Here is a 17,480-nt window from a genome sequence, read left to right as displayed (position 1 = left end):
GCGCACACCACCACCCAGGTCTCGCAGACAGGTAGAGCGCACCGTAAAGCGCGTTCCGTCGCACACAGGTTCGCGACGCGACATGGTCCCGTCGAATCACTCTCCTGCGGGGTCTGTGGAATGATGCGTGAAGCGCCGTGGATGGGAGGGAAGATGGCACCCGATCCCGGAAAATGGGAGCGGATGGCCTTCATTCCGAAGAGCCGTTATGTGGCGGACCCGCCACCCGTCGACAGGGGACCCTTCCCCGTCTATTCCTCGCTGGTGCAGCAGTGGGCCCTGGCCGGGCGCACCGTCCCCGGCCTGCCCGACCGCGAGTGGGAGCGGCTGGTCGCGATGCCGGTCTGGCCGCGCTGACCCCTCCGTCCGCGTCGACCCTTCCGGCCCGGTGGGCTCAATGGAGTGAATACCGTCCGGTCGGCGATAGGCCGGTTTCCTTTTCGGGGCATGGTCGTTGTGATGTGTGCGGCGGAGGTCGGGGGCTCCATTGCACCGGCGATTCACGAAATCCGTGAAATTCGGTCCGCCGCGGAAAGGACCGAAGAAAATGAAGTGCAAGAAGGCCGCGGTCGTCGTCGCCGGACTGTTCATGGCCCTGGGTGCGGCCGCCCCCGCGATGGCGGACGCCGGCGCCGAGGGTGTGGCCATCGGTTCGCCGGGCGTTCTGTCGGGCAACGTGGTCCAGGCTCCGATCCACATCCCGATCAACGCCTGCGGCAACTCCGTGAACGTGATCGGGCTGATCAACCCGGCGTTCGGCAACACCTGCTTCAACGTCTGACGTACGTTCAGGGCCGGTCCCGCGGCGCGTCCTTCGACGCCCGGGGGCCCGGCCCTTCGTCATGCCCGCGCCGCGGACGTCCGCTCGCCACCCTTACGAGGACGGCCCACCCCGCCCCGTGACCCCGCCCACAGCCGCTGCCGCACCCGCGCACCAGGCGGGCCCGGCGGTGTAGCCCGCGCGGCATGGCGTGCGGGGAGAGGCCGTAGGGTCCGGCTCCCGCAAGCGTCTCGGGTGCCCCAACCGGGCGATGAAATACACCAATGGACTACTGATCAGATCGGCAGGGAGTTCACGGTCGGGTTATTAGGAATACTTTCTGAGTATCGGACTGATGGACCATCAAATGGCGTAGCGCATGAAGGAGTGGCCATGGCGAACCGGAAACGAAAGACGCCGAGTGTGTGGCTGGGGGTGTTCACCGCAGGTCTCCTCGCCTCAGGTTCGGTCGTGCTGTCCTCCCCGGCTCATGCCGCCGAGTCCGTGACGACGAAGGACCCCGCCCCGGCCCTCTCCACCGCGCTGGGCGCGTTCCTCGAATCGGGACCGCCCGGAGTCGACCGCATCGGCCAGCTCCAGCGATGGCTCGGCGGACGGGAGCTCCGGGTCGGTCACACCTACCTCCCCGGCGACCTGTGGTCGAACATCGAGAGCCCCCCGGGCTTCCTGGACGCCTGGGCGAAGTGGCGCAACGAGCGCGCCGACCGGCTGTTCGTGCTGAACGTACCGATGCTGGAGCGGAACGAGGCCGGGGTCTCCGACCACGAGGTCCGCCGCCAGCTCCAGCTCGGCGCGGCGGGGTACTACGACCACCACTTCAAGACGCTCGCCGAGCGGCTCGTCGCCCTGAAGGCCACCGACACCGTCATCGTGCTCGGCTGGGAGATGAACGGGACGACGTACACCCACCGGTGCGCGCCGGACCCCACGGCGTGGAAGAAGTACTGGACGCGGATCGTCACCGCGATGCGGTCCGTTCCTGGTCAGGAGTTCCGCTTCGACTTCAATCCGAGCCGGGGTACGGACGCCATTCCGTGGACGGAGTGCTATCCGGGTGACGACGTCGTCGACATCATCGGGATGGATTCCTACGACCAGCCGCCGGGGTCGAGTTTCGACCGCCATGTGAGTGAGCCGTACGGGCTGCAGAAGCAGGTCGATTTCGCGGCCGAGCACGGCAAGGAGATCTCGTACCCGGAATGGGGGCTCTTCCGGAACGGTGACAACCCCGAGTACATGCGGCGGATGCTCGAATGGATGTCCGAGCACAAGCCGCTGTACCACACGATCACGGACTACTGCCCGCACGGCGTCTGGCAGTGCGACGACAACCCGCGCTCCTCCCAGGTGTTCCGCCAGATGCTGGCGGGCGCGGAGCCGGAGGTACCCGAGGTCCCGGAGGAGCCGGAGATCCCGACGGAGCCCGAGGCGCCCGAGGTGCCGGAGATCCCGGAGATCCCGGAGGCACCGGAGATCCCGGAGGCGCCGGAGATCCCGACGCAGCCGGAAGCCCCCGAGGCGCCCCCGATTCCCGAGATCCCGACGCGGCCCGAGGTCCCGCCGGCCCCCGTGCCGCAGCCCGAGACGCAGCCGGAGACCAAGCCGGAACAGCCGGAGCCGAAGCCCGAGCCGAAGCCGGAGCCCAAGCCGGAACCGAAGCCCGAGCCGAAGCCCGAGCCCAAGCCCGAGCCGAAGCCGGAACCGAAGCCCGAGCCGAAGCCGGAGCCCAAGCCCGAGCCGAAGCCGGAACCGAAGCCGGAACCGAAGCCCGAGCCCAAGCCCGAGCCGAAGCCCGAAACCCCGCCGGCGCCCCAGCCCCAGCCTCAGCCCGAGCCCAAGCCGGAGCAGAACTGCTGGGCCGTGAACCTCGGGCCGTTGGTCGACAGCTGGACCGGCGGCCAGGTCTGCGTCCCCAAGGTCGAGATGAACTGGGACGACGAGGTCGAGGCCGAGGTCAACGACGCCTGGGAAGCTGTCCTGGACAGCGACACCTGGCCCTTCTGACCCTTCCGAGGCACCCCCGCGCGGCGGTGGAGGAGATCATCCTCCGCCGCCGCGCGGCCGTCCGGGCAGCCGCCCGAGCGCACGCCCGACCGCCCGCCCCACCCACGCCCGCTCCCGCGCCTGCCGGGCCGCCCAGCGCCGGGCGCCCGCCGCGCCCGCGCGCAGCCACAGCAGCGGAGCCGTACCGCGCCCCGCCAGCATCAGCCGCTGATTGGGCACCGTCTCCGGCCGCCAGTGCCGCTTGTACGGTTCGGTGCCCCGCAGCAGGCTCAGCGTGGCCCGCCCGCTCGCACTGGTCTCCCGGGCCCCGTGCCGCAGCAGCATCGTCGCCACGTCGACCTTCCGCGCGCGCAGCACGGGATCCGCGCCGTACAGGTATCCGCCCGCCAGGCGGGGTGACATCAGGGTGAGGTCCGCCGCGACGACGTCCCCGCCGAGCCGGAACTCCGTCACCCGGGCGTCCCCGTGCTCGACCATCGGCCGCACGGCCCGGGCGAGATGCTGGGCGAACCGGTCGCTGGTGTGCTCGACGGTCACCGCCCGCCCCTGCCATTGCAGCTGGTGCAGTTTGAGGAGACGTTCCAGCGCGGCCGGCACCTCGTCCTCCGGCACGATCCGCTCGTCGATCCCGAGCGCGTCCAGCTTCCGCAGCTTCGCCCGCACCCGCTGCTGGGCCTTGCCCGACGGGATCCGGGCGAGCAGGGCGTCCATCGGCACGGCGGGCAGCTCCAGACAGAGCGAGTCCGTCAGCCGGCGGCGCGGCCCCCGCCAGTGCGCGAGGAGCTGCTCCGCCGCCGCTCCGGGCCGGACCTCGCGCAGATCGACCATCGCGCCCCGCGCCGCCCCCGCCACCGCCCGGGCCAGCGCGGGCGCCGCCTCCGGGCACGCGTCGTCGAGCAGGACGTCGGTGAAGTCGGTGATCGCGCCCCCGAGAGGGGTGAGGACCGGGAACGGGCCCCGGGCGCGCATCAGCGGCGCCGCGGCGACCAGCTCGCCGTCCTCCCGCCGTACGAGCACCACCCGCAGCGCGCCCGGCGTGCCGTACGACACCCACCAGGAGTGCAGCCAGGAGTGCGACTGGAACGGGGTGGCCGTGGAGCACCGGGCGCACAGCGAGGCCCACCGCTCGGCGAGCCGCCCGAACTCCGCGTCGTCCCGGCAGACCTCGGCTCTCACCCCGGTCCCCGTCACACCGCCTCCGGTTCCGGCTGGGGCTGGGCGGCCGTCGGGCCGGGGACGGCGGCCGTGCCGGCCGGCCGGGAATGCCGGGCCTCCGCGCGCACCGCACGCCCGGGCCGGCCCGGGCGTACCAGCAGCGCGAGGCCGCCGAGCAGACCGCCCGCGCAGCCGCCGACGAGCGCCGAGAGCGGGGCGGACGGCGAGACGGGCTTCACCGGCTTGGTCGCCCGGGAGAACTGCACCACCTTCACGCCGGTGCTCCCCGAGACCTGCCCGCTGTTGACGATCAGGGCGCGGGCGACGCCGTCCGCCATCGAGACGGCCTTGCCCGGGGTGGCGGAGCGCGCGGTGATGGAGATCATCGGCGCGTCGGGGGAGGTCTCCGCCCGCACGTTCTCCCGCAGGGTCGCCACGGGGACGCCCGCCCACACCTGCGCGTCGCCGGTCACCGCGATGTCGGTGGCGACCCGCCCGTACGCCTGGGCGAAACCGAGCGCGGCGGACGGGTCCGACTTCTCGCCGGGGACCACGATGACGTAGCTCGTGGCCGCGTACTCCGGGGTCTTCACGACCCCGTAGCCCGCGCCGAGCGCCGCGCCGACCAGCACGGACGCGGGCAGCACGAGGGACCGGCGGGGGGTGCGCAGGGCGGCGGCGAGCCGGGCGCGTCGGGGACTCGGGGGGCTCATCGGTGACATCGGTGACTCACTTCGCGAGGGGAGGGGTGCCGTGGACGGCCTGCTCGTAGAGGGACAGCAACTGCTGGGCGCTGTGCGCGATGTCGTAGCGGCGCGCGGCGGCGGGCTGCGGCAGCCGCGCGAGCCGGGCGTCGCGGATGCCGCGCAGCGCCGAGACGAGTTCGGGTACGGACCGGCCGACCCGCCGGGCCCCCGGAGCCTCGTCCGGCGCCAGGTCGTCGATCGCCGGGCAGGCCACGTACAGCGCCGGCAGCCCGGCGGCCAGCGCCTCGACGACCGCGAGGCCGAAGGCCTCGTCGGGGGAGGTGGAGACGAAGACGTCCATCGCCGCGAGCAGCGACGGCAGATCGGGGCCGGACGGGTCCGCGGCCGGCGGGTCCTCGCAGGCGCCCGCGAGCAGCACCCGGTCGGCGGCCCCGCACGCGCGGGCCTCGGCGAGCAGCCGCTCGCGCTCGGGGCCCTCCCCGACGAGCAGCAGCCGCGCCTGCGGCACCCGCGCCACCGCTTGTACGAGACGGTCGAAGCGCTTGCCCGGCGCGAGGCGGCCGACCCCGCCGACGACGAACGCGTCCTCCGGCAGGTCGAGCAGCTCGCGCGTCGTCCGGCGGGCGTCCTCGTCGTACGCGAAGCGCGCCCGGTCGATGCCGTTGGGCACCACCTCGATCCGCGGGGCCGGCACGCCCCAGGCCGCCAGGCGGCGGGCGACGCTGGGCGAGACGGCGACCGTCGCCGTGCCGAGCCGCTCGGTCGCCAGATAGAGCGCGCGGGTGCCGGCGGAGAGCGGCCGACCCTCGATCTGGGTGTCGCCGAGGGAGTGTTCGGTGGCGAGGACGGTACGGACCCCGCCGAGGCGGGCGGCGAGCCTGCCGTACACGCACGCCCGGTACAGATGCGTGTGGACGAGGTCGTACCCGCCGCGGCGGACGATCCCGGCCAGTCGGGGGAGCGCGCCGAGGTCCCGGTTGCCGGCCATCCCGAGATGGGTGACCGGGACACCGTCGGACTCGATGCCGCGGGCGACCGTGCCGGGGTTGGTGAGCGTGACGACCTCGCTGCGCACCGGAAGGTGACGCAGCATCAGCCGGAGTTGCTGCTCGGCGCCACCGATCCCGAGGCCGGTGATGATGTGCAGGACCTTCATGACGTCTCCTGGAGCTCGACGCGGCCGAGATCCTCCGGATGGCGGCGGCGCAGCGGGTGCAGGACGCGCTTGACGGTGAGCCGCCAGGAGGTGTCCTGCTCGCCGATGTGGACCCGGGGCAGCGCGTGCGCGCAGGTCAGCGGGCCGGGGTCGATGGCGCAGCCGTAGCGGTAGCCGGCCTCCCGTACGGCCCGGACCGCGCGGTCGTCGACGTCTCCGTACGGGTAGCAGAAGCCGTCCACCGGCGCGCCCGTGATCTCCTGGAGGAGTTCGCGGCTGCGGCGGGTCTCCCGGGCGAGCGCCGCCGCGTCCAGGGTGGGCAGTGAGACGTGCCGCAGGCCGTGCGAACCGATCTCCATGCCCGCGTCGGCGACCCGCAGGATGCCGTCCTCGGACAGCAGCGGCTTGCGCGGGCCGTTGCCGTCCCAGGCGTTCTCGCCGCCGATGCGGCCGGGCAGGACGTAGACGGTGGCCGTGAAGTCGTGCCGGCGCAGCAGCGGCAGCGCCGATTCGACGAAGTCGGCGTACCCGTCGTCGAAGGTGAGGCCCACGAGCCCCTTCGCGCGGCCCTCGGCGCGCGCGGCGAGCAGCTCGCGGACGGAGACGCCGCGCAGCCCGCGGTCGCGCAGCCAGTGCAGTTGTCGGGCGAACCGTACGGGGGAGACGGTCACCCGGTACGGATCATCCGTGGTGTCGGCGATCGAGTGGTACATCACCACCCACGGCGGTGGTGGGGGCAGCAGTCGACGGATCGCGGCGGCGGGGGGCGCCGTGGCAGCGGGCATGGGCGAGCCTTCGGGATGCGATGCGGGTGAGGGGTGGGATGTCCGGCGCACGGGGGGCGCAGGCGACCAGGAGCAGGAAGACGCCGGCGCAGACCACGCTCGCGACGGTGAGGGAGAGCAACGCGGGGGTGATCAGGAACGAGCAGAGCCAGCCGGCCGCGGTGGCCCAGACGGCGGCGGCCGCGAGCCGCAGCAGCCCCACGCCGAGGTAGCGGATACGGACGGGGATGGCCTGGCGGCGGGCGCCGAGCAGCATGAGCACGGCGGTCAGGGTGATCCCGAGGGCGTTGGCACCGGCGATGCCGACGGCCCCCCACAGCCCGGCGCCGACGACTCCGGCGACGGCGGTGACGGCGAGACCGGCGGCCATGGCGGCGGCCGGGTACCAGAGCGGGCGGGCGGCGGAGAAGTAGCAGCGGACGAGCGTGCCGACCATGGTCTGGCCGAGCAGTCCGAGGGCGTAGACCCGCATCACGGCGGCGGTCGCGGCGGTGTCGCCGGCGTCGAAGGCGCCGCGCTGGAAGAGGACTTCGACGATCTGGGGGGCGGCGGCGATGACGATCGAGGCGCCCACGAGGACGACGACCGCGGCGAGCAGGAGGTCGCGCTCGACGCGGCGCCGGGCGCCGTCCGTGTCGCCCGCCGCCATGGCCCGCGCGACGACGGGGAAGCTGACCGTGCACAGCATCAGCGAGAGCATCATCGGCATCTGCGCGACCTTCTGCGCGTAGTTCAGATGCGAGATCGCGCCGGAGGGCAGCGGAGCGGCGAGGAAGCGCTCGATCAGGATCTGCGACTGGCGGAAGACGGTGAAGGCGATGACGGGGGCGATCAGACCGAGGAGGACGAGCCGGCCGCCGTCGCCGCCGCCCTCGCCCTGCGCGCCGGCCGGCCTGCCGCGCAACTCCCTGATCAGGTACGGCGCCTGGACCGCCACCATCAGCGCGCCGCCGACGGCGACCCCGGCCGCCGCCGCCCGTACGCCGAAGGGTTCGCGGAGCACCACGATCGTGCCGATGATGCCGATGTTGTACGCGACGTAGATGGCGGCCGGGGGCAGGAAGGAGCCGTGGGCGCGCAGGGCGGCGGAGCAGTAGCCGGCCAGCGCGAAGGTCAGCACGCAGGTCGCGGTGAGCCGCGTGCAGTCGACGGCGAGCCGCGGGTCGGGCAGGCCGGGCGCGAGCGCGGCGACGAGGAGCGGCGCGGCGAGGATCAGGATCCCGGCGAGGGCGGACATGGCGAGCACGAGCCGGGGCAGCGTGGAGCGCACCAGGGCCCGGACGGCGCCGCCCCGGCGGGTCAGGGCGCGGCTGAACGCGGGCACGAGGATGAGCGCCATCGCGTCCTCGATGAGGAGCGTCGACGCGAACTCCGGCACGGTCCAGGCGACCAGGAACGCGTCGGTCTCGGCCCCGGCGCCGAAGTAGTGCGCGAGGCTCTGGTCCCGTACGAGCCCGAGCACCGCCCCGGCGGCCGTGAGCCCGGCCGTCACGGCGGCGGCCCGCGCGAGAAACCCCCCGCCCCCGGTGGACTTCGGCGCACCGGTCCGGCCGGGGGCGGGCGTCGCGGCGGGCGCGGTCGGCGTGCGGGCGGCGGGCCCGCGCCCCGGGCCGTCGCCCCGCCGGCCGCGCGGCCGCCAGTCGTCCGGGTACTCCACGGGGGGCGGCAGCCGACCGCCCGAGGGCGCGTCGGCCTCGGCCCCCCCGGGCCCGGCCGCCCCGCCGGACGCGGGCGGGCCGGAGGGCGCCGGCACCGGGGGGAGCCGTACCGGCCCGGAGTCACCGGGCGGGACGTGGGCCGTCGTGCCCACCCAGCGCGGCCCGCCCGCCGTCCACGGGTCCGCCCACACCGGCCTGCCGGGCTCCCCCGCGGGGGCCGCAGACGGCACCCGGTCCGTGGCCTCGGACTCCCCGCCCCACGGGTCACGCACGCTCCACCTCCGCCAGCGACCACCAGGCCGCGAGCCCGAGCACGACCGACAGCAGGACCGTCGAAGGGCCGCCGATGTCCGCGTAGAAGAAGTCGATGAGCTGCCAGGACAGCAGCCCGATCGCGACGAGGCCGAGCCGCCGCACCGCGCCCACCAGCAGCGCCAGCCAGCTCCCCACCAGCGCGAGCAGCCCCACAAGACCCTGCTCGCTCAGGACGAGCAGGTACATGTTGTGCGGCGAGAGCAGCGGCTGCCTGTGGAACGCGGCGCCCGCGCCCGCCGTGTCACTGCCCGACGACAGCGCGAGCGAGGCGTGCGAGTCCCGGTACGCGGGGAAACCCTTCAGGCCGACCCCGGTCAGCGGATCCGACCGCCACATCTCCCCGGCCGCCGCCCACATCGTGTACCGGTCCGTCACCGACTGGTCCGGCGCCCCCGCCACGCGCGTGATGCTGGCCACCCGCTCCTCCACCATCGCCGAGCCCACCCCGAGCCCGCCGACCAGGACCACCGCCAGGGCGCCCGCCACGAGCGTCACCCGCCCCGCCCGCCGCAGCCCCGACAGGACCAGCTGGATCGCGATCGCGAGCACCGTCGCGATCCACGCGCCCCGGCTGAAGGAGAGCACCAGAGGCAGCAGGAGCAGGCCCGCGCAGACGAGCGCGGCGGTCCGCGCCCGCCCCCGCCCGCTCCCCAGCGCGAACCCGGTGACGACGACCAGGCCGTACGAGACGACCGTTGCCATCCCCATCACGTCCGTCGGGCCGAACGTCCCCACCGCCCGGACGTCCTCGCCCTGGTACGACGCACCCGTCCCGGTCAGGTACTGCGTGACCCCGACCGCGCCCTGCACCAGGGCCAGCGCCACCAGGGCCCACGCGACCACGGCGAAGTCCCGCCGGTCACGGATCATCAGCAGCACGGCGGCCGGCACCAGCACGAAGACCTGCACGTACCGCGCCACGCCCGGCAGGCTCGCCGCCGGGTCACCGGAGGTGATCGCCGCCAGACAGATCCCCAGCACGGGCAGCCCGAGCACGACCGCCGCCGCACGGCTGAGCGGCCGGGCCCCGCTGCGCACGACCCGGACCAGGCAGACGAGCACGAGCAGCCCGGAGGCCGCGTCCGCGACCGTTCCCGTACCACCCGTGCCGCCGTCCGCGCCGCCCCCGCCGGGGACGAGCAGCAGCGCGATCACCGCCAGGACCGGCGACAGCGCCCCGGCCCGGCGTGCCCAGTCCCGAACGTCGAACCCGGGGGCCAGGGGCAGCGCCCCGGCCACCGCCGCGGTCGTCATCATCAGCTCCCCGCCGGCCGGACCAGGCCCGCCGCGGTGCGCAGCAGGATCCGCACGTCCTGCCAGAGCGACCAGTGCTCGATGTAGTGGTTGTCGAAACGGCAGCGGTCCTCGATCGAGGTGTCCCCGCGCAGCCCGTGCACCTGCGCCAGACCCGTCAGCCCGACCGGCATCCGGTGCCGGTCCGCGTACCCCTCGTGGATCCGGCTGAACTGGGCGACGAAGTACGGCCGTTCGGGCCGCGGCCCGACGAGGCTCATGTCCCCGCGCAGGACGTTCCACAGCTGCGGCAGCTCGTCGAGCGAGGACTTCCGCAGGAAGCCGCCGACCACGCTCATCCGCCGGTCGTTGGCGACGCTCCACCGCGTCGCCGACTCGGTCTCGTCGGCAGGGCGCAGCGTACGGAACTTCAGCAGCGTGAACAGCCGCCCGTTCTGCCCCACCCGCTCCTGCCGGAACAGCACCCCGGGCCCGTCGGTGAGCCGGACCGCCAGCGCGCACAGCAGCAGCACCGGCAGCGCCAGGGCCAGCGCCGGACCGGCCAGGACCACGTCGAGCGCCCGCTTCGCGGTCAGCCCGGGACGCTCGCCCAACGGGACCAGACGCCGACAGGCGTACCCCCACAGGTGGTCGCCCATCGCGCCGCCGCGCCCCTCGCCGCCCACCCGCCAGGTGGCGCAGCCGTAGTGCTGGAAGAGCGTCACCATGTCGTCGTCGTCGGTCAGGAACACCGCGTCGCGCACGGTGTTCTGGATGACCGCGCGGTGGATCTCCTCGGCCGAGGAGAGGACCGGTAGACCGGGCTCCGCGTCCGGCCGCGCACCGACGATCCCGACCGGCCGGATGCCGTACTCAGGGTGCTGCGCGAGCGCCGCCGCGAACCTGCGGGCGGCCGCCGGCGCACCGACGACCAGCGCCGAGCGCGGATGCGCCCGGGCCGTACGCCGCCGCCGGGCGTGCACCACGGCACGGGCCAGGCACACCGCGACGAGCTGCGTCGCGTACGCGGTGCAGAGCGCGCCCGGGCCGATGGCACGGGTCGGGGCGAACGCGGCGACGGCCGCCGCCGCCACGCACCAGGCGACCCCGGCCCGCGCGGCGAGCGCGGGCAGTTCGTCCAGTACGACGGCCCGCGCACCGGCCGGCCGGTGCAGCCCCGCCCGGGCGTCCAGGACCACGACGCAGACGGCGACCAGCAGGAACAGCTTCGGCCCGCGCTGTGGTTCGGGCAGCAGCCCGACGGCGAGCAGCACCGCCAGCGCGTCGGCCGCGATCAGCGGTACGGCGGCGAGCCGTTTCGGAGCACGGCGGCGCGGTGGCAGCGCCAGCCGGTCCGACCCACCGCGCCACGGTGCGAGGGGGGCGAGCCCGGGGAGCTTGCCCCGGGTCGCCGGGGGCCAGGGGCCCGGTGAAGGAGGAACGCTGGTGCTTTCCGTAGTCACGGCGAAATCGGCTCTCTGTGCTCGGTGCACTGCACTCCGGCCAGCTCGCGGTACACGTCCGCCACGGCCGCGCCGGTGCGCCGCACATCGAATCTGCTGAGTACGTGTTCGTGGGCCTCGTGGCCCAGGGCTCGCCGCTGCTCCGGCCGGCCGAGCAGATGGCCGACGGCGGCGGCGAGGGCGGCCGGGTCCTCGGAGGGGACCAGGCACAGCGGTTCGTGGCCGGGCGGGAGGCTCTCGCGAGCCCCGTCCACGTCACTGACCACGACGGGCCGGCCGCTCGCCATCGCCTCCAGGGGCGCGAGCGCCATGCCCTCCCAACGGGACGGCAGCACGACGAGATCGGCAGCCCGGTACCAGGGCGCGGTGTCGTCGACATTGCCGGTGAAGCGCACGGACGGGGGAGCGGCGGCCCGCAGCCGCTCCCCGTCGGGCCCCTCGCCGACCAGCACGAGCCGGGCGGTGGGCACCTGGTCCAGGACGGCGGGCCAGGCGGCGAGCAGGACGTCCTGCCCCTTCTGCCGGCAGAGCCGCCCGACACAGACGACGATCGGCCCGGCGGCGTCCCCGGTGTCGGCGTCGGGGTCGGTGTCGGGGTCGGGTTCGGGTTCGTCCGTGCCGGACGGGGCGAACCGCGCCACGTCGACACCGTTGTGGATGACCGACCACGGCGCCCGGACACCCGCCGCCTCGCCGGTACGGCGTTCCGCCGCGCTGACACAGACGATCCGGTGCGTCCAGCGCGACGCCCACACCTCCCAGCGGCGGGCGAGCGCGCCGACCGTGCCGCCGACCGCCTCGAAGGACCAGGCGTGCGGCTGATAGACCGTCGGAACCCGTCCCCGAAGGGCGAGTCGCGCGCACAGCCCGGCCTTGGCGCTGTGCGCGTGGACCAGTACGGGATCGACCGTACGGATCACCCGCGCCAGCTCGCGGGTCTCGCGGACCAGCCGGGGACCCGGGTCGCGCCCGGCCCGCCACGGGAAGAGCCCGGCGCCCTCCGCGCGTACGGCCTCGGCGAGCGGGGTGTCGGGCGGGCAGGCGACGGCGACCCGCAGTCCCGCGCCGAGCTGGGCGCGCACCAGGTCGACGACGACCCGCGCGACCCCGCCGTCACCGGGCTGGACCGCGTGCAGAACGGAGAAGGACAGCACGTCAGCGCCGGACGTCCGCCTGGAGGAAGAGCGCCCCGAGCCGGACGCCGCCCTGGCGGGCGCCGAGGCGGACGTGGAATCGGTCGGCTCCATGGCGCGGCGCACCCCCCAGATCGAAGACGTCGGAGTCGTACCCCAGGGTGTTCCGATGAGCCGGAAGTCGTTCGATCCGACCGGCTCCGAAATCGGTGATGCTGGAGTTCATCACGTCGTTCGTGGAATTGGCGGAATCCGAGAGCAGGGCATTCGACCGGCCCGTTTCCACCACGAGGTAATCCCGGGAAGTGCCCCTGTCGCCGTCATAGGCGACCACTCCCCGTTGTCCCGACAGCACCCGGCCGACCCGGGAGCCCCCGGGGACCCGGACCTCCGCGCTGCTGGAGTTGTAGGTGTGGGGCGCGGCGGCGGCCGGCAGGGCCGCACACGACAGGCCGCGGCGCACAGCACGAACCGCTGAATTCCGCATACAGGTTCTCCGCTTTGATGAGAGAAGCAAGGGAACACCCGTGAAGACCGGGGGAGTGGGAGATGTCGACCGTGCGAAATGAGTGAACGCGCGGCTGGACCGGAAGCAACGCTCGGGAACGTTATAACCCCGATGCCGGGCGATAGTAAGCATTAGATGCTCGCCAACGCTAACTCCCGTATCCGCTCGGCAGTTTCGTCGTTGTGCGTGTTGCGCCATTCCTTGGCCACCTGCTCGAATGGCCCTCTTATGGCCCAAAGATCGGTTGAACGTCACCCGTTCGGGAGAGCAACCGATGAATTGCCGCTGCGTTGTTGAGGGAGTCGGACGAAACCGTCCGTGCCGTCCCAGTGGTCTGCCAACTATCGAGGAGTGCTTCTCCATGTCCCGTATCGCGAAGGCTGTAGTCCTGTCCGTGGGTGTCGCCGCGTCCGTCGCGGGTGCCGCCGGCGTCGCCACCGCCGACTCCGGCGCCGAGGGCGCGGCCCTGCACTCCCCGGGCGTCCTCTCCGGCAACCTGGTCCAGGCCCCGATCCACGTGCCGGTCAACCTGTGCGGCAACACCGTCAACGTCATCGGCGCCCTGAACCCGAGCTTCGGCAACACCTGCGTCAACGCCTGATCTCGCACGCCGGATCGTGTTCCTTCCGAGGCCGGCGCGCCCCCCCGTTCGGGGTGGCGCGCCGGCCTTCTGCTCGTTCGGACGCACCCACGTGCGCCGCCCGGTGCAACGGCGTACGCCCCTCGGGGGACCAGGTCAGAGGTGTGGATTCACCCGAACGGAGGGGGTGGCGCTCCGTAGTCTTTCGGTTGCGTACCGCTATGGGTGCTGGGCACGGTGGGGGAGCTGTTGTCCGACGCATACGGAAAAGGAACAAATATGCGTCCCCTGGCTCTGAGCCGCATCACTGCCCTGGCGATATCCGCCGCCATCACCCTCGGCGCGGCGGGACCCGCCCTCGCCGACGACCACCACACGCCCCGTACCACCGCCCCGTCGGTGCAGGCGCCCCTGCCGGGCGCCGCGGCGCTGCTCGCCCGGACCGAGGCCCTGGGTCAGGTGAGCTCGGTGCCCGCACCGGTCACGGACCTCCTCGAAACGGTCCTTCGGGCGGACGGGGGCCAGATCCCCGTCGCCGACGCGGAGGCCCTCAGGGCCGAGGTCGAGACGGCCGTGGAGGCCGCCAAGGCCGCTGCCCCGGCGACGTCGCCCGCGTCCAGGGCGGCACCGGCGGACGTCGTCACCGACGCCCTCGCCGCCATCGAGAAGGCGGTCGCCGACCTGCTCGCCTCGGTCACCTCCGGCAACCCCCTCGGGGTCATCCCGACGGTCACCGGGACCCTGACCTCGCTGATCGACCTGGTCCTGGGCCTCCTCGGCGGCGGACTGCCCGCCACCCCGGCCCTCCCGGCGGCGCCCTCGCTGCCTGCCGCTGCCGAGGTGCCGGCGACGCCGACGGTCACGACCCCCGGGCTGCCGGCGACGCCGCTGCCTGCCGGGTAGTCGCCGTCCGCACCACCCACGCCGTGCCGCCCGGCCTCCCGCCGGACGGCACGGCGTTCGGCTGTCCGGTGCGCAAATAGGACCGCGTTCATCATTCGAGTGCAGTGGAGAGAAATCCTTCCTCCCGGAGTTTCCGGCGAGCGCACCTCTCGTTACAGAAGGCAGTACGACGTACAGGAATCGGCCAAGAGGCCTGTACGGCAAGCGACTTGCTTGCACAGTGACGCCACAGAGGAAGGACTTGTTTCATGAAGCCCACCAAGGTTGCCGCGGTCGTCGCCGGTTCTGTGATGGCCCTGGGTGCGGCCGCGCCCGCCATGGCCGCCGAGGCGCTGACCCCCACCAGCCTGAACGGTGGCCTCGCGACGCTCGCCAGTGAGGGCCTGAAGACGGACGCGCTGAGCAGCACCACGGACGGCTCCGTGGTCAAGACCGTCGGGGACACCGCGAACCAGCTGAACAAGACGACCGAGAAGGCCCCGCTGCTCGGCGGCCTCCCCCTCGGCGGCTGACGCACACGCGGCATCGCCCCACCGCGCACGTCCCTGGCGCGGCGGACCGCGCACGCGGTCCCGACCCTCCTGGATGGACCCCTCGCTCCGCCTGTCCCGAGCGGACGTTCTGACCGGGCGCACGCCGTCACCCACAGTGATCGGCTGATCGAATGATTCTCGCATCGGCCGCCGTGTGGTCCCGGCTCCCGAAGTGTGCCGCTCCCTAGGCTCTCGCCGACCCCCCACGGAAGGTCGGCCCTTGGCGAAGCGGCGCAGCTGCCCCGGTGTCCCTGAGCCTGACGTTCCGTAACCAGTCCGTCAGTCACTGACGCACTGCGTGCGCGGAACAGGCCGGTCGGAGCGAGGGGGGATCCCCTCCGGTCTCTCCCTTTCCTGGAAGGAAGAGCGGTATGCGATCCACCATCAGCCGCAAACTGTTCACCGTCGCGGCCACGGCGGGCATCCTGTCGCTGACCGGGGGCGCCGCGATGGCGGCGAACTCCCCGAGCGCCGTGGGCGCTTCCCCGGCACCCGGCACGGGCCGGCACCTTCAGGTCCCCCTTCCCGAGAGCCTGTGCGGCGACCCCGGCCGCCTCGCGGCGAGCGCCGCGGCGCCGGACGGCGACGTCTGCGCCGAGGCGGACGACGAGGAGCCCGGCGGCTACGGCGACGACGCCACCCCGGACGGCGAACCCCCCACCCCGCCCAACAACCCGGACCAGCCCAACAACCCGGACCAGCCGGGGAACCCGGGGAACCCGGATCAGCCTGGGAACCCCGGGAACCCGGACCAGCCGGAGAATCCCGGGAACCCGGGTCACCCGGAGAATCCGGAGAACCCCGAGCAGCCTGGTCACCCGGAGAGCCCCGGCAACCCGGAGAACCCCGAGCAGCCCGGTAACCCGGGTCACCCCGAGAACCCTGGCAACCCCGGTCACCCGGAGAACCCCGGCAACCCGGAGAACCCCGAGAACCCCGGCAACCCGGGCAACCCTGAGAACCCCGGCACCCCCGGTGAGCCCAGTACCCCCGAGACCCCCAGTACCCCCGAGACCCCCAGTACCCCAGAGACTCCCGGCACCCCCGGCAACCCCGAGACCCCCGGCAACCCCGAGACCCCCGGTACGCCTCCGTCCGAGGGGCCCGGTACGCCTCACGTGCCCGGTGGGCCGGAGGGGCCCCCTGCTTCTTCCACGCCGCCGTCCGCTCCCGGTGGGCCCGGTGCGCCGCAGTTGCCCGAGACCGGGAGTGAGGCCTCGACGACGGGCCTGGCCGCCGTCAGTGCCGCGCTGCTCGTCGGCGGCTCGGCGCTCCGGTTGCGTGCCGGGCGGATCAGGCGGGGCGAGCCGCAGGGCTGACCCGCCGTACCGACGTCACGTCAACGAAGGTCCCCGCCGTCACCGGTGGGGGCCTTCCGCGTTGCTGCACACAGGCGAATTTCGCGACGTTCCCTCCGCCGGGCTCGTTGTCAGGGCGCAGTACCTCAGTACCGTCGACACCTGCTCTGAAGGGCCTACGCAGTCATGAATCTGCGCTCTCACGCCGGCATGGGAATCCTCATGACCGCTCTCGCCTCCGCGGCCATGGCCTCTCCCGCCGTCGCCGCCGACGCGCCGGTCGTCGTCCCGCTCCAGGGGCTGGAGCCGTTGATCCCGATGGACGCCCCCACGGTGGCCAGTGGTGTCCCGCTGCCCGTGCCCGGAGGGCCGACCGGCTTCCAGAAGGGCCGGTCCGGGCTGCCGGACGTCAGCCTGCCGCGCGTGCCGTTCACCAGCACCCTCCCGCAGACCGTCCTCGCGGCTCCGCTGCCCGAGGTCGTCGAGGGCAGCGAGCCCGGCGAGGCCCTGTTCACCACCCCGCGTTCGGAGATGGCGGCCACCACCCCCGGCGCCGTGGTCGGCAACCCGGTCGTCACGCCGCGCGGTGACCGGCTCGGGCTGCCGGACCTCGCCGTGCCGGAGGTCGGAGTCGTCACTCCGGCACTGCGCGGAGCGCTGGGCTCGCAGTTGGGCCTGGCGCAGCCGACGGCCTGACGGCGTTCGTTTGTACGACCAATGACCCGGCGGGTGAAGACACGATTCTTCCCCGCCACCCGAGGGGTCGTTGCTCGTTACAACTGAAGGCTGGTCGCATGGCCGTGGCCCGCAGATCCGGGTCCGTTCCGTCGTATCCGACGGCGGGCGGCCCACCGGTTCTGCGGGCCTTCCCTCGCCATTTTCTCCCGTCCGGCCTAAAGGCCGTGACCCGTACGCCAATTCGGCGTTGAACGGGAACGTCGGCCGTGAATCTCGCGGTCGCCTTTCCACGTCCAAGGAGTTCTTGATGTCTCGCATCGCGAAGGCTGCCGCTGTCCTCGCCGGCACGGGTGCCGTTGCCCTCAGCGGAGCCGGCCTGGCCGTCGCCGACTCCGGCGCCGGCGCCGTCGCCGCCCACTCGCCCGGTGTCGCCTCGGGCAACCTCGTCCAGGTCCCGGTCCACGTGCCGGTCAACCTGTGCGGCAACACCGTCACCGTCATCGGGCTGATCAACCCGGCGTTCGGCAACCAGTGCGCGAACATCGACGGTCAGGGCGACCACCACCGCGACGGTGGCTACGGCGCCTGAC

The 17,480-nt window shown here is 73.5% G+C and carries 17 protein-coding genes and 1 pseudogene; 9 read left to right on the top strand and 9 right to left on the bottom strand.

Features of this window, described 5'->3' with window-relative positions; translation table 11 throughout:
• Window positions 1-183: 183 nt before the first annotated feature.
• From ACIPPS_RS04055 to ACIPPS_RS04045, 3 genes and pseudogenes are all read left to right on the top strand, one after another.
• Window positions 184-357 (top strand): hypothetical protein, encoded by a 174-nt coding sequence (locus ACIPPS_RS04055; protein ID WP_361968251.1) that lies wholly within the window; start codon window positions 184-186, stop codon window positions 355-357.
• A 190-nt stretch (window positions 358-547) separates the two neighbouring features.
• The gene (locus ACIPPS_RS04050) at window positions 548-781 is read left to right on the top strand and encodes a chaplin (protein ID WP_401426507.1); all 234 of its coding nucleotides are present in this window, start codon (window positions 548-550) and stop codon (window positions 779-781) included.
• 372 nt (window positions 782-1,153) lie between these two features.
• A pseudogene (locus tag ACIPPS_RS04045) lies at window positions 1,154-2,152 on the top strand (glycoside hydrolase family 26 protein); the annotation flags it as partial.
• 669 nt (window positions 2,153-2,821) lie between these two features.
• Here ACIPPS_RS04045 and ACIPPS_RS04040 read toward each other — a convergent pair.
• Genes ACIPPS_RS04040 through ACIPPS_RS04000 form a run of 9 tightly spaced genes read right to left on the bottom strand, consistent with a single transcriptional unit; the run spans window position 2,822 to window position 12,724 of the window.
• The gene (locus ACIPPS_RS04040) at window positions 2,822-3,961 is read right to left on the bottom strand and encodes a GNAT family N-acetyltransferase (RefSeq protein ID WP_401426505.1); all 1,140 of its coding nucleotides are present in this window, start codon (window positions 3,959-3,961) and stop codon (window positions 2,822-2,824) included.
• A gap of 11 nt (window positions 3,962-3,972) precedes the next feature.
• Window positions 3,973-4,653 (bottom strand): lipopolysaccharide biosynthesis protein, encoded by a 681-nt coding sequence (locus tag ACIPPS_RS04035; RefSeq protein ID WP_401426502.1) that lies wholly within the window; start codon window positions 4,651-4,653, stop codon window positions 3,973-3,975.
• A 16-nt stretch (window positions 4,654-4,669) separates the two neighbouring features.
• Complete coding sequence (locus tag ACIPPS_RS04030; RefSeq protein ID WP_401426499.1) at window positions 4,670-5,803, bottom strand: glycosyltransferase; 1,134 nt, start codon at window positions 5,801-5,803, stop codon at window positions 4,670-4,672.
• Window positions 5,800-6,588 (bottom strand): polysaccharide deacetylase family protein, encoded by a 789-nt coding sequence (locus ACIPPS_RS04025; RefSeq protein ID WP_401426496.1) that lies wholly within the window; start codon window positions 6,586-6,588, stop codon window positions 5,800-5,802. The genes ACIPPS_RS04030 and ACIPPS_RS04025 overlap by 4 nt, the downstream gene beginning before the upstream one ends.
• Window positions 6,485-8,518: a murein biosynthesis integral membrane protein MurJ gene (gene murJ, locus ACIPPS_RS04020; RefSeq protein WP_401426494.1), complete on the bottom strand. Its 2,034-nt coding sequence runs from the start codon at window positions 8,516-8,518 to the stop codon at window positions 6,485-6,487. The genes ACIPPS_RS04025 and murJ overlap by 104 nt, the downstream gene beginning before the upstream one ends.
• Entirely contained in the window at window positions 8,511-9,815 is a 1,305-nt protein-coding gene (locus tag ACIPPS_RS04015) for an O-antigen ligase family protein (RefSeq protein ID WP_401427203.1), read from the bottom strand. The genes murJ and ACIPPS_RS04015 overlap by 8 nt, the downstream gene beginning before the upstream one ends.
• A 2-nt stretch (window positions 9,816-9,817) precedes the next feature.
• Window positions 9,818-11,257: a sugar transferase gene (locus ACIPPS_RS04010; protein ID WP_401426491.1), complete on the bottom strand. Its 1,440-nt coding sequence runs from the start codon at window positions 11,255-11,257 to the stop codon at window positions 9,818-9,820.
• On the bottom strand, window positions 11,254-12,411 hold the full coding sequence (locus ACIPPS_RS04005) for a glycosyltransferase (protein ID WP_401426489.1): 1,158 nt from the start codon (window positions 12,409-12,411) through the stop codon (window positions 11,254-11,256). Before ACIPPS_RS04005 ends, ACIPPS_RS04010 begins: the two co-directional genes overlap by 4 nt.
• A gap of 1 nt (window position 12,412) precedes the next feature.
• Window positions 12,413-12,724, bottom strand: coding sequence for a hypothetical protein (locus tag ACIPPS_RS04000; RefSeq protein ID WP_401426486.1), 312 nt, complete (start codon window positions 12,722-12,724; stop codon window positions 12,413-12,415).
• 535 nt (window positions 12,725-13,259) lie between these two features.
• Between ACIPPS_RS04000 and ACIPPS_RS03995 the strand changes: the two genes are divergently transcribed.
• The 6 genes from ACIPPS_RS03995 to ACIPPS_RS03970 all read left to right on the top strand — a co-directional run bounded on the left by ACIPPS_RS03995 (window position 13,260) and on the right by ACIPPS_RS03970 (window position 17,479).
• Window positions 13,260-13,499 carry a chaplin gene (locus ACIPPS_RS03995; RefSeq protein ID WP_401426484.1) on the top strand — a complete coding sequence of 80 codons (240 nt, stop codon included), beginning with the start codon at window positions 13,260-13,262 and terminating at the stop codon, window positions 13,497-13,499.
• 258 nt (window positions 13,500-13,757) lie between these two features.
• Window positions 13,758-14,381, top strand: coding sequence for a hypothetical protein (locus tag ACIPPS_RS03990; protein ID WP_401426482.1), 624 nt, complete (start codon window positions 13,758-13,760; stop codon window positions 14,379-14,381).
• A 248-nt stretch (window positions 14,382-14,629) separates the two neighbouring features.
• Window positions 14,630-14,893, top strand: a complete 264-nt coding sequence (locus ACIPPS_RS03985) for a hypothetical protein (protein WP_401426480.1) — start codon at window positions 14,630-14,632, stop codon at window positions 14,891-14,893.
• A 392-nt stretch (window positions 14,894-15,285) separates the two neighbouring features.
• Entirely contained in the window at window positions 15,286-16,233 is a 948-nt protein-coding gene (locus tag ACIPPS_RS03980) for an LPXTG cell wall anchor domain-containing protein (RefSeq protein ID WP_401426478.1), read from the top strand.
• Window positions 16,234-16,434: 201 nt separating this feature from the next.
• On the top strand, window positions 16,435-16,908 hold the full coding sequence (locus ACIPPS_RS03975; RefSeq protein WP_401426476.1) for a hypothetical protein: 474 nt from the start codon (window positions 16,435-16,437) through the stop codon (window positions 16,906-16,908).
• Between the two features lie 289 nt (window positions 16,909-17,197).
• Window positions 17,198-17,479 carry a chaplin gene (locus ACIPPS_RS03970; RefSeq protein ID WP_401426474.1) on the top strand — a complete coding sequence of 94 codons (282 nt, stop codon included), beginning with the start codon at window positions 17,198-17,200 and terminating at the stop codon, window positions 17,477-17,479.
• The last annotated feature ends 1 nt before the right edge of the window (window position 17,480 follow it).

The sequence above is a fragment of the Streptomyces sp. NPDC090127 genome (assembly GCF_044746945.1).
In the GTDB taxonomy this organism is placed as follows: Bacteria; Actinomycetota; Actinomycetes; order Streptomycetales; family Streptomycetaceae; genus Streptomyces.
Note: the sequence above shows the minus strand (reverse complement) of the source record. Positions and strands in the feature narration are given on the sequence as shown.

What these genes read in the sequence shown, in the direction of transcription:
- ACIPPS_RS04015 (WP_401427203.1), bottom strand. Translation starts at nt 9,815, where the DNA reads ATGACGACCGCGGCGGTGGCCGGGGCGCTGCCCCTGGCCCCCGGGTTC.
- ACIPPS_RS04055 (WP_361968251.1), top strand. Translation starts at nt 184, where the DNA reads ATGGCCTTCATTCCGAAGAGCCGTTATGTGGCGGACCCGCCACCCGTC.
- ACIPPS_RS03985 (WP_401426480.1), top strand. Translation starts at nt 14,630, where the DNA reads ATGAAGCCCACCAAGGTTGCCGCGGTCGTCGCCGGTTCTGTGATGGCC.
- ACIPPS_RS03990 (WP_401426482.1), top strand. Translation starts at nt 13,758, where the DNA reads ATGCGTCCCCTGGCTCTGAGCCGCATCACTGCCCTGGCGATATCCGCC.
- ACIPPS_RS03980 (WP_401426478.1), top strand. Translation starts at nt 15,286, where the DNA reads ATGCGATCCACCATCAGCCGCAAACTGTTCACCGTCGCGGCCACGGCG.
- ACIPPS_RS04050 (WP_401426507.1), top strand. Translation starts at nt 548, where the DNA reads ATGAAGTGCAAGAAGGCCGCGGTCGTCGTCGCCGGACTGTTCATGGCC.
- ACIPPS_RS03995 (WP_401426484.1), top strand. Translation starts at nt 13,260, where the DNA reads ATGTCCCGTATCGCGAAGGCTGTAGTCCTGTCCGTGGGTGTCGCCGCG.
- ACIPPS_RS04035 (WP_401426502.1), bottom strand. Translation starts at nt 4,653, where the DNA reads ATGAGCCCCCCGAGTCCCCGACGCGCCCGGCTCGCCGCCGCCCTGCGC.
- ACIPPS_RS04025 (WP_401426496.1), bottom strand. Translation starts at nt 6,588, where the DNA reads ATGCCCGCTGCCACGGCGCCCCCCGCCGCCGCGATCCGTCGACTGCTG.
- ACIPPS_RS04030 (WP_401426499.1), bottom strand. Translation starts at nt 5,803, where the DNA reads ATGAAGGTCCTGCACATCATCACCGGCCTCGGGATCGGTGGCGCCGAG.
- ACIPPS_RS03970 (WP_401426474.1), top strand. Translation starts at nt 17,198, where the DNA reads ATGTCTCGCATCGCGAAGGCTGCCGCTGTCCTCGCCGGCACGGGTGCC.
- ACIPPS_RS03975 (WP_401426476.1), top strand. Translation starts at nt 16,435, where the DNA reads ATGACCGCTCTCGCCTCCGCGGCCATGGCCTCTCCCGCCGTCGCCGCC.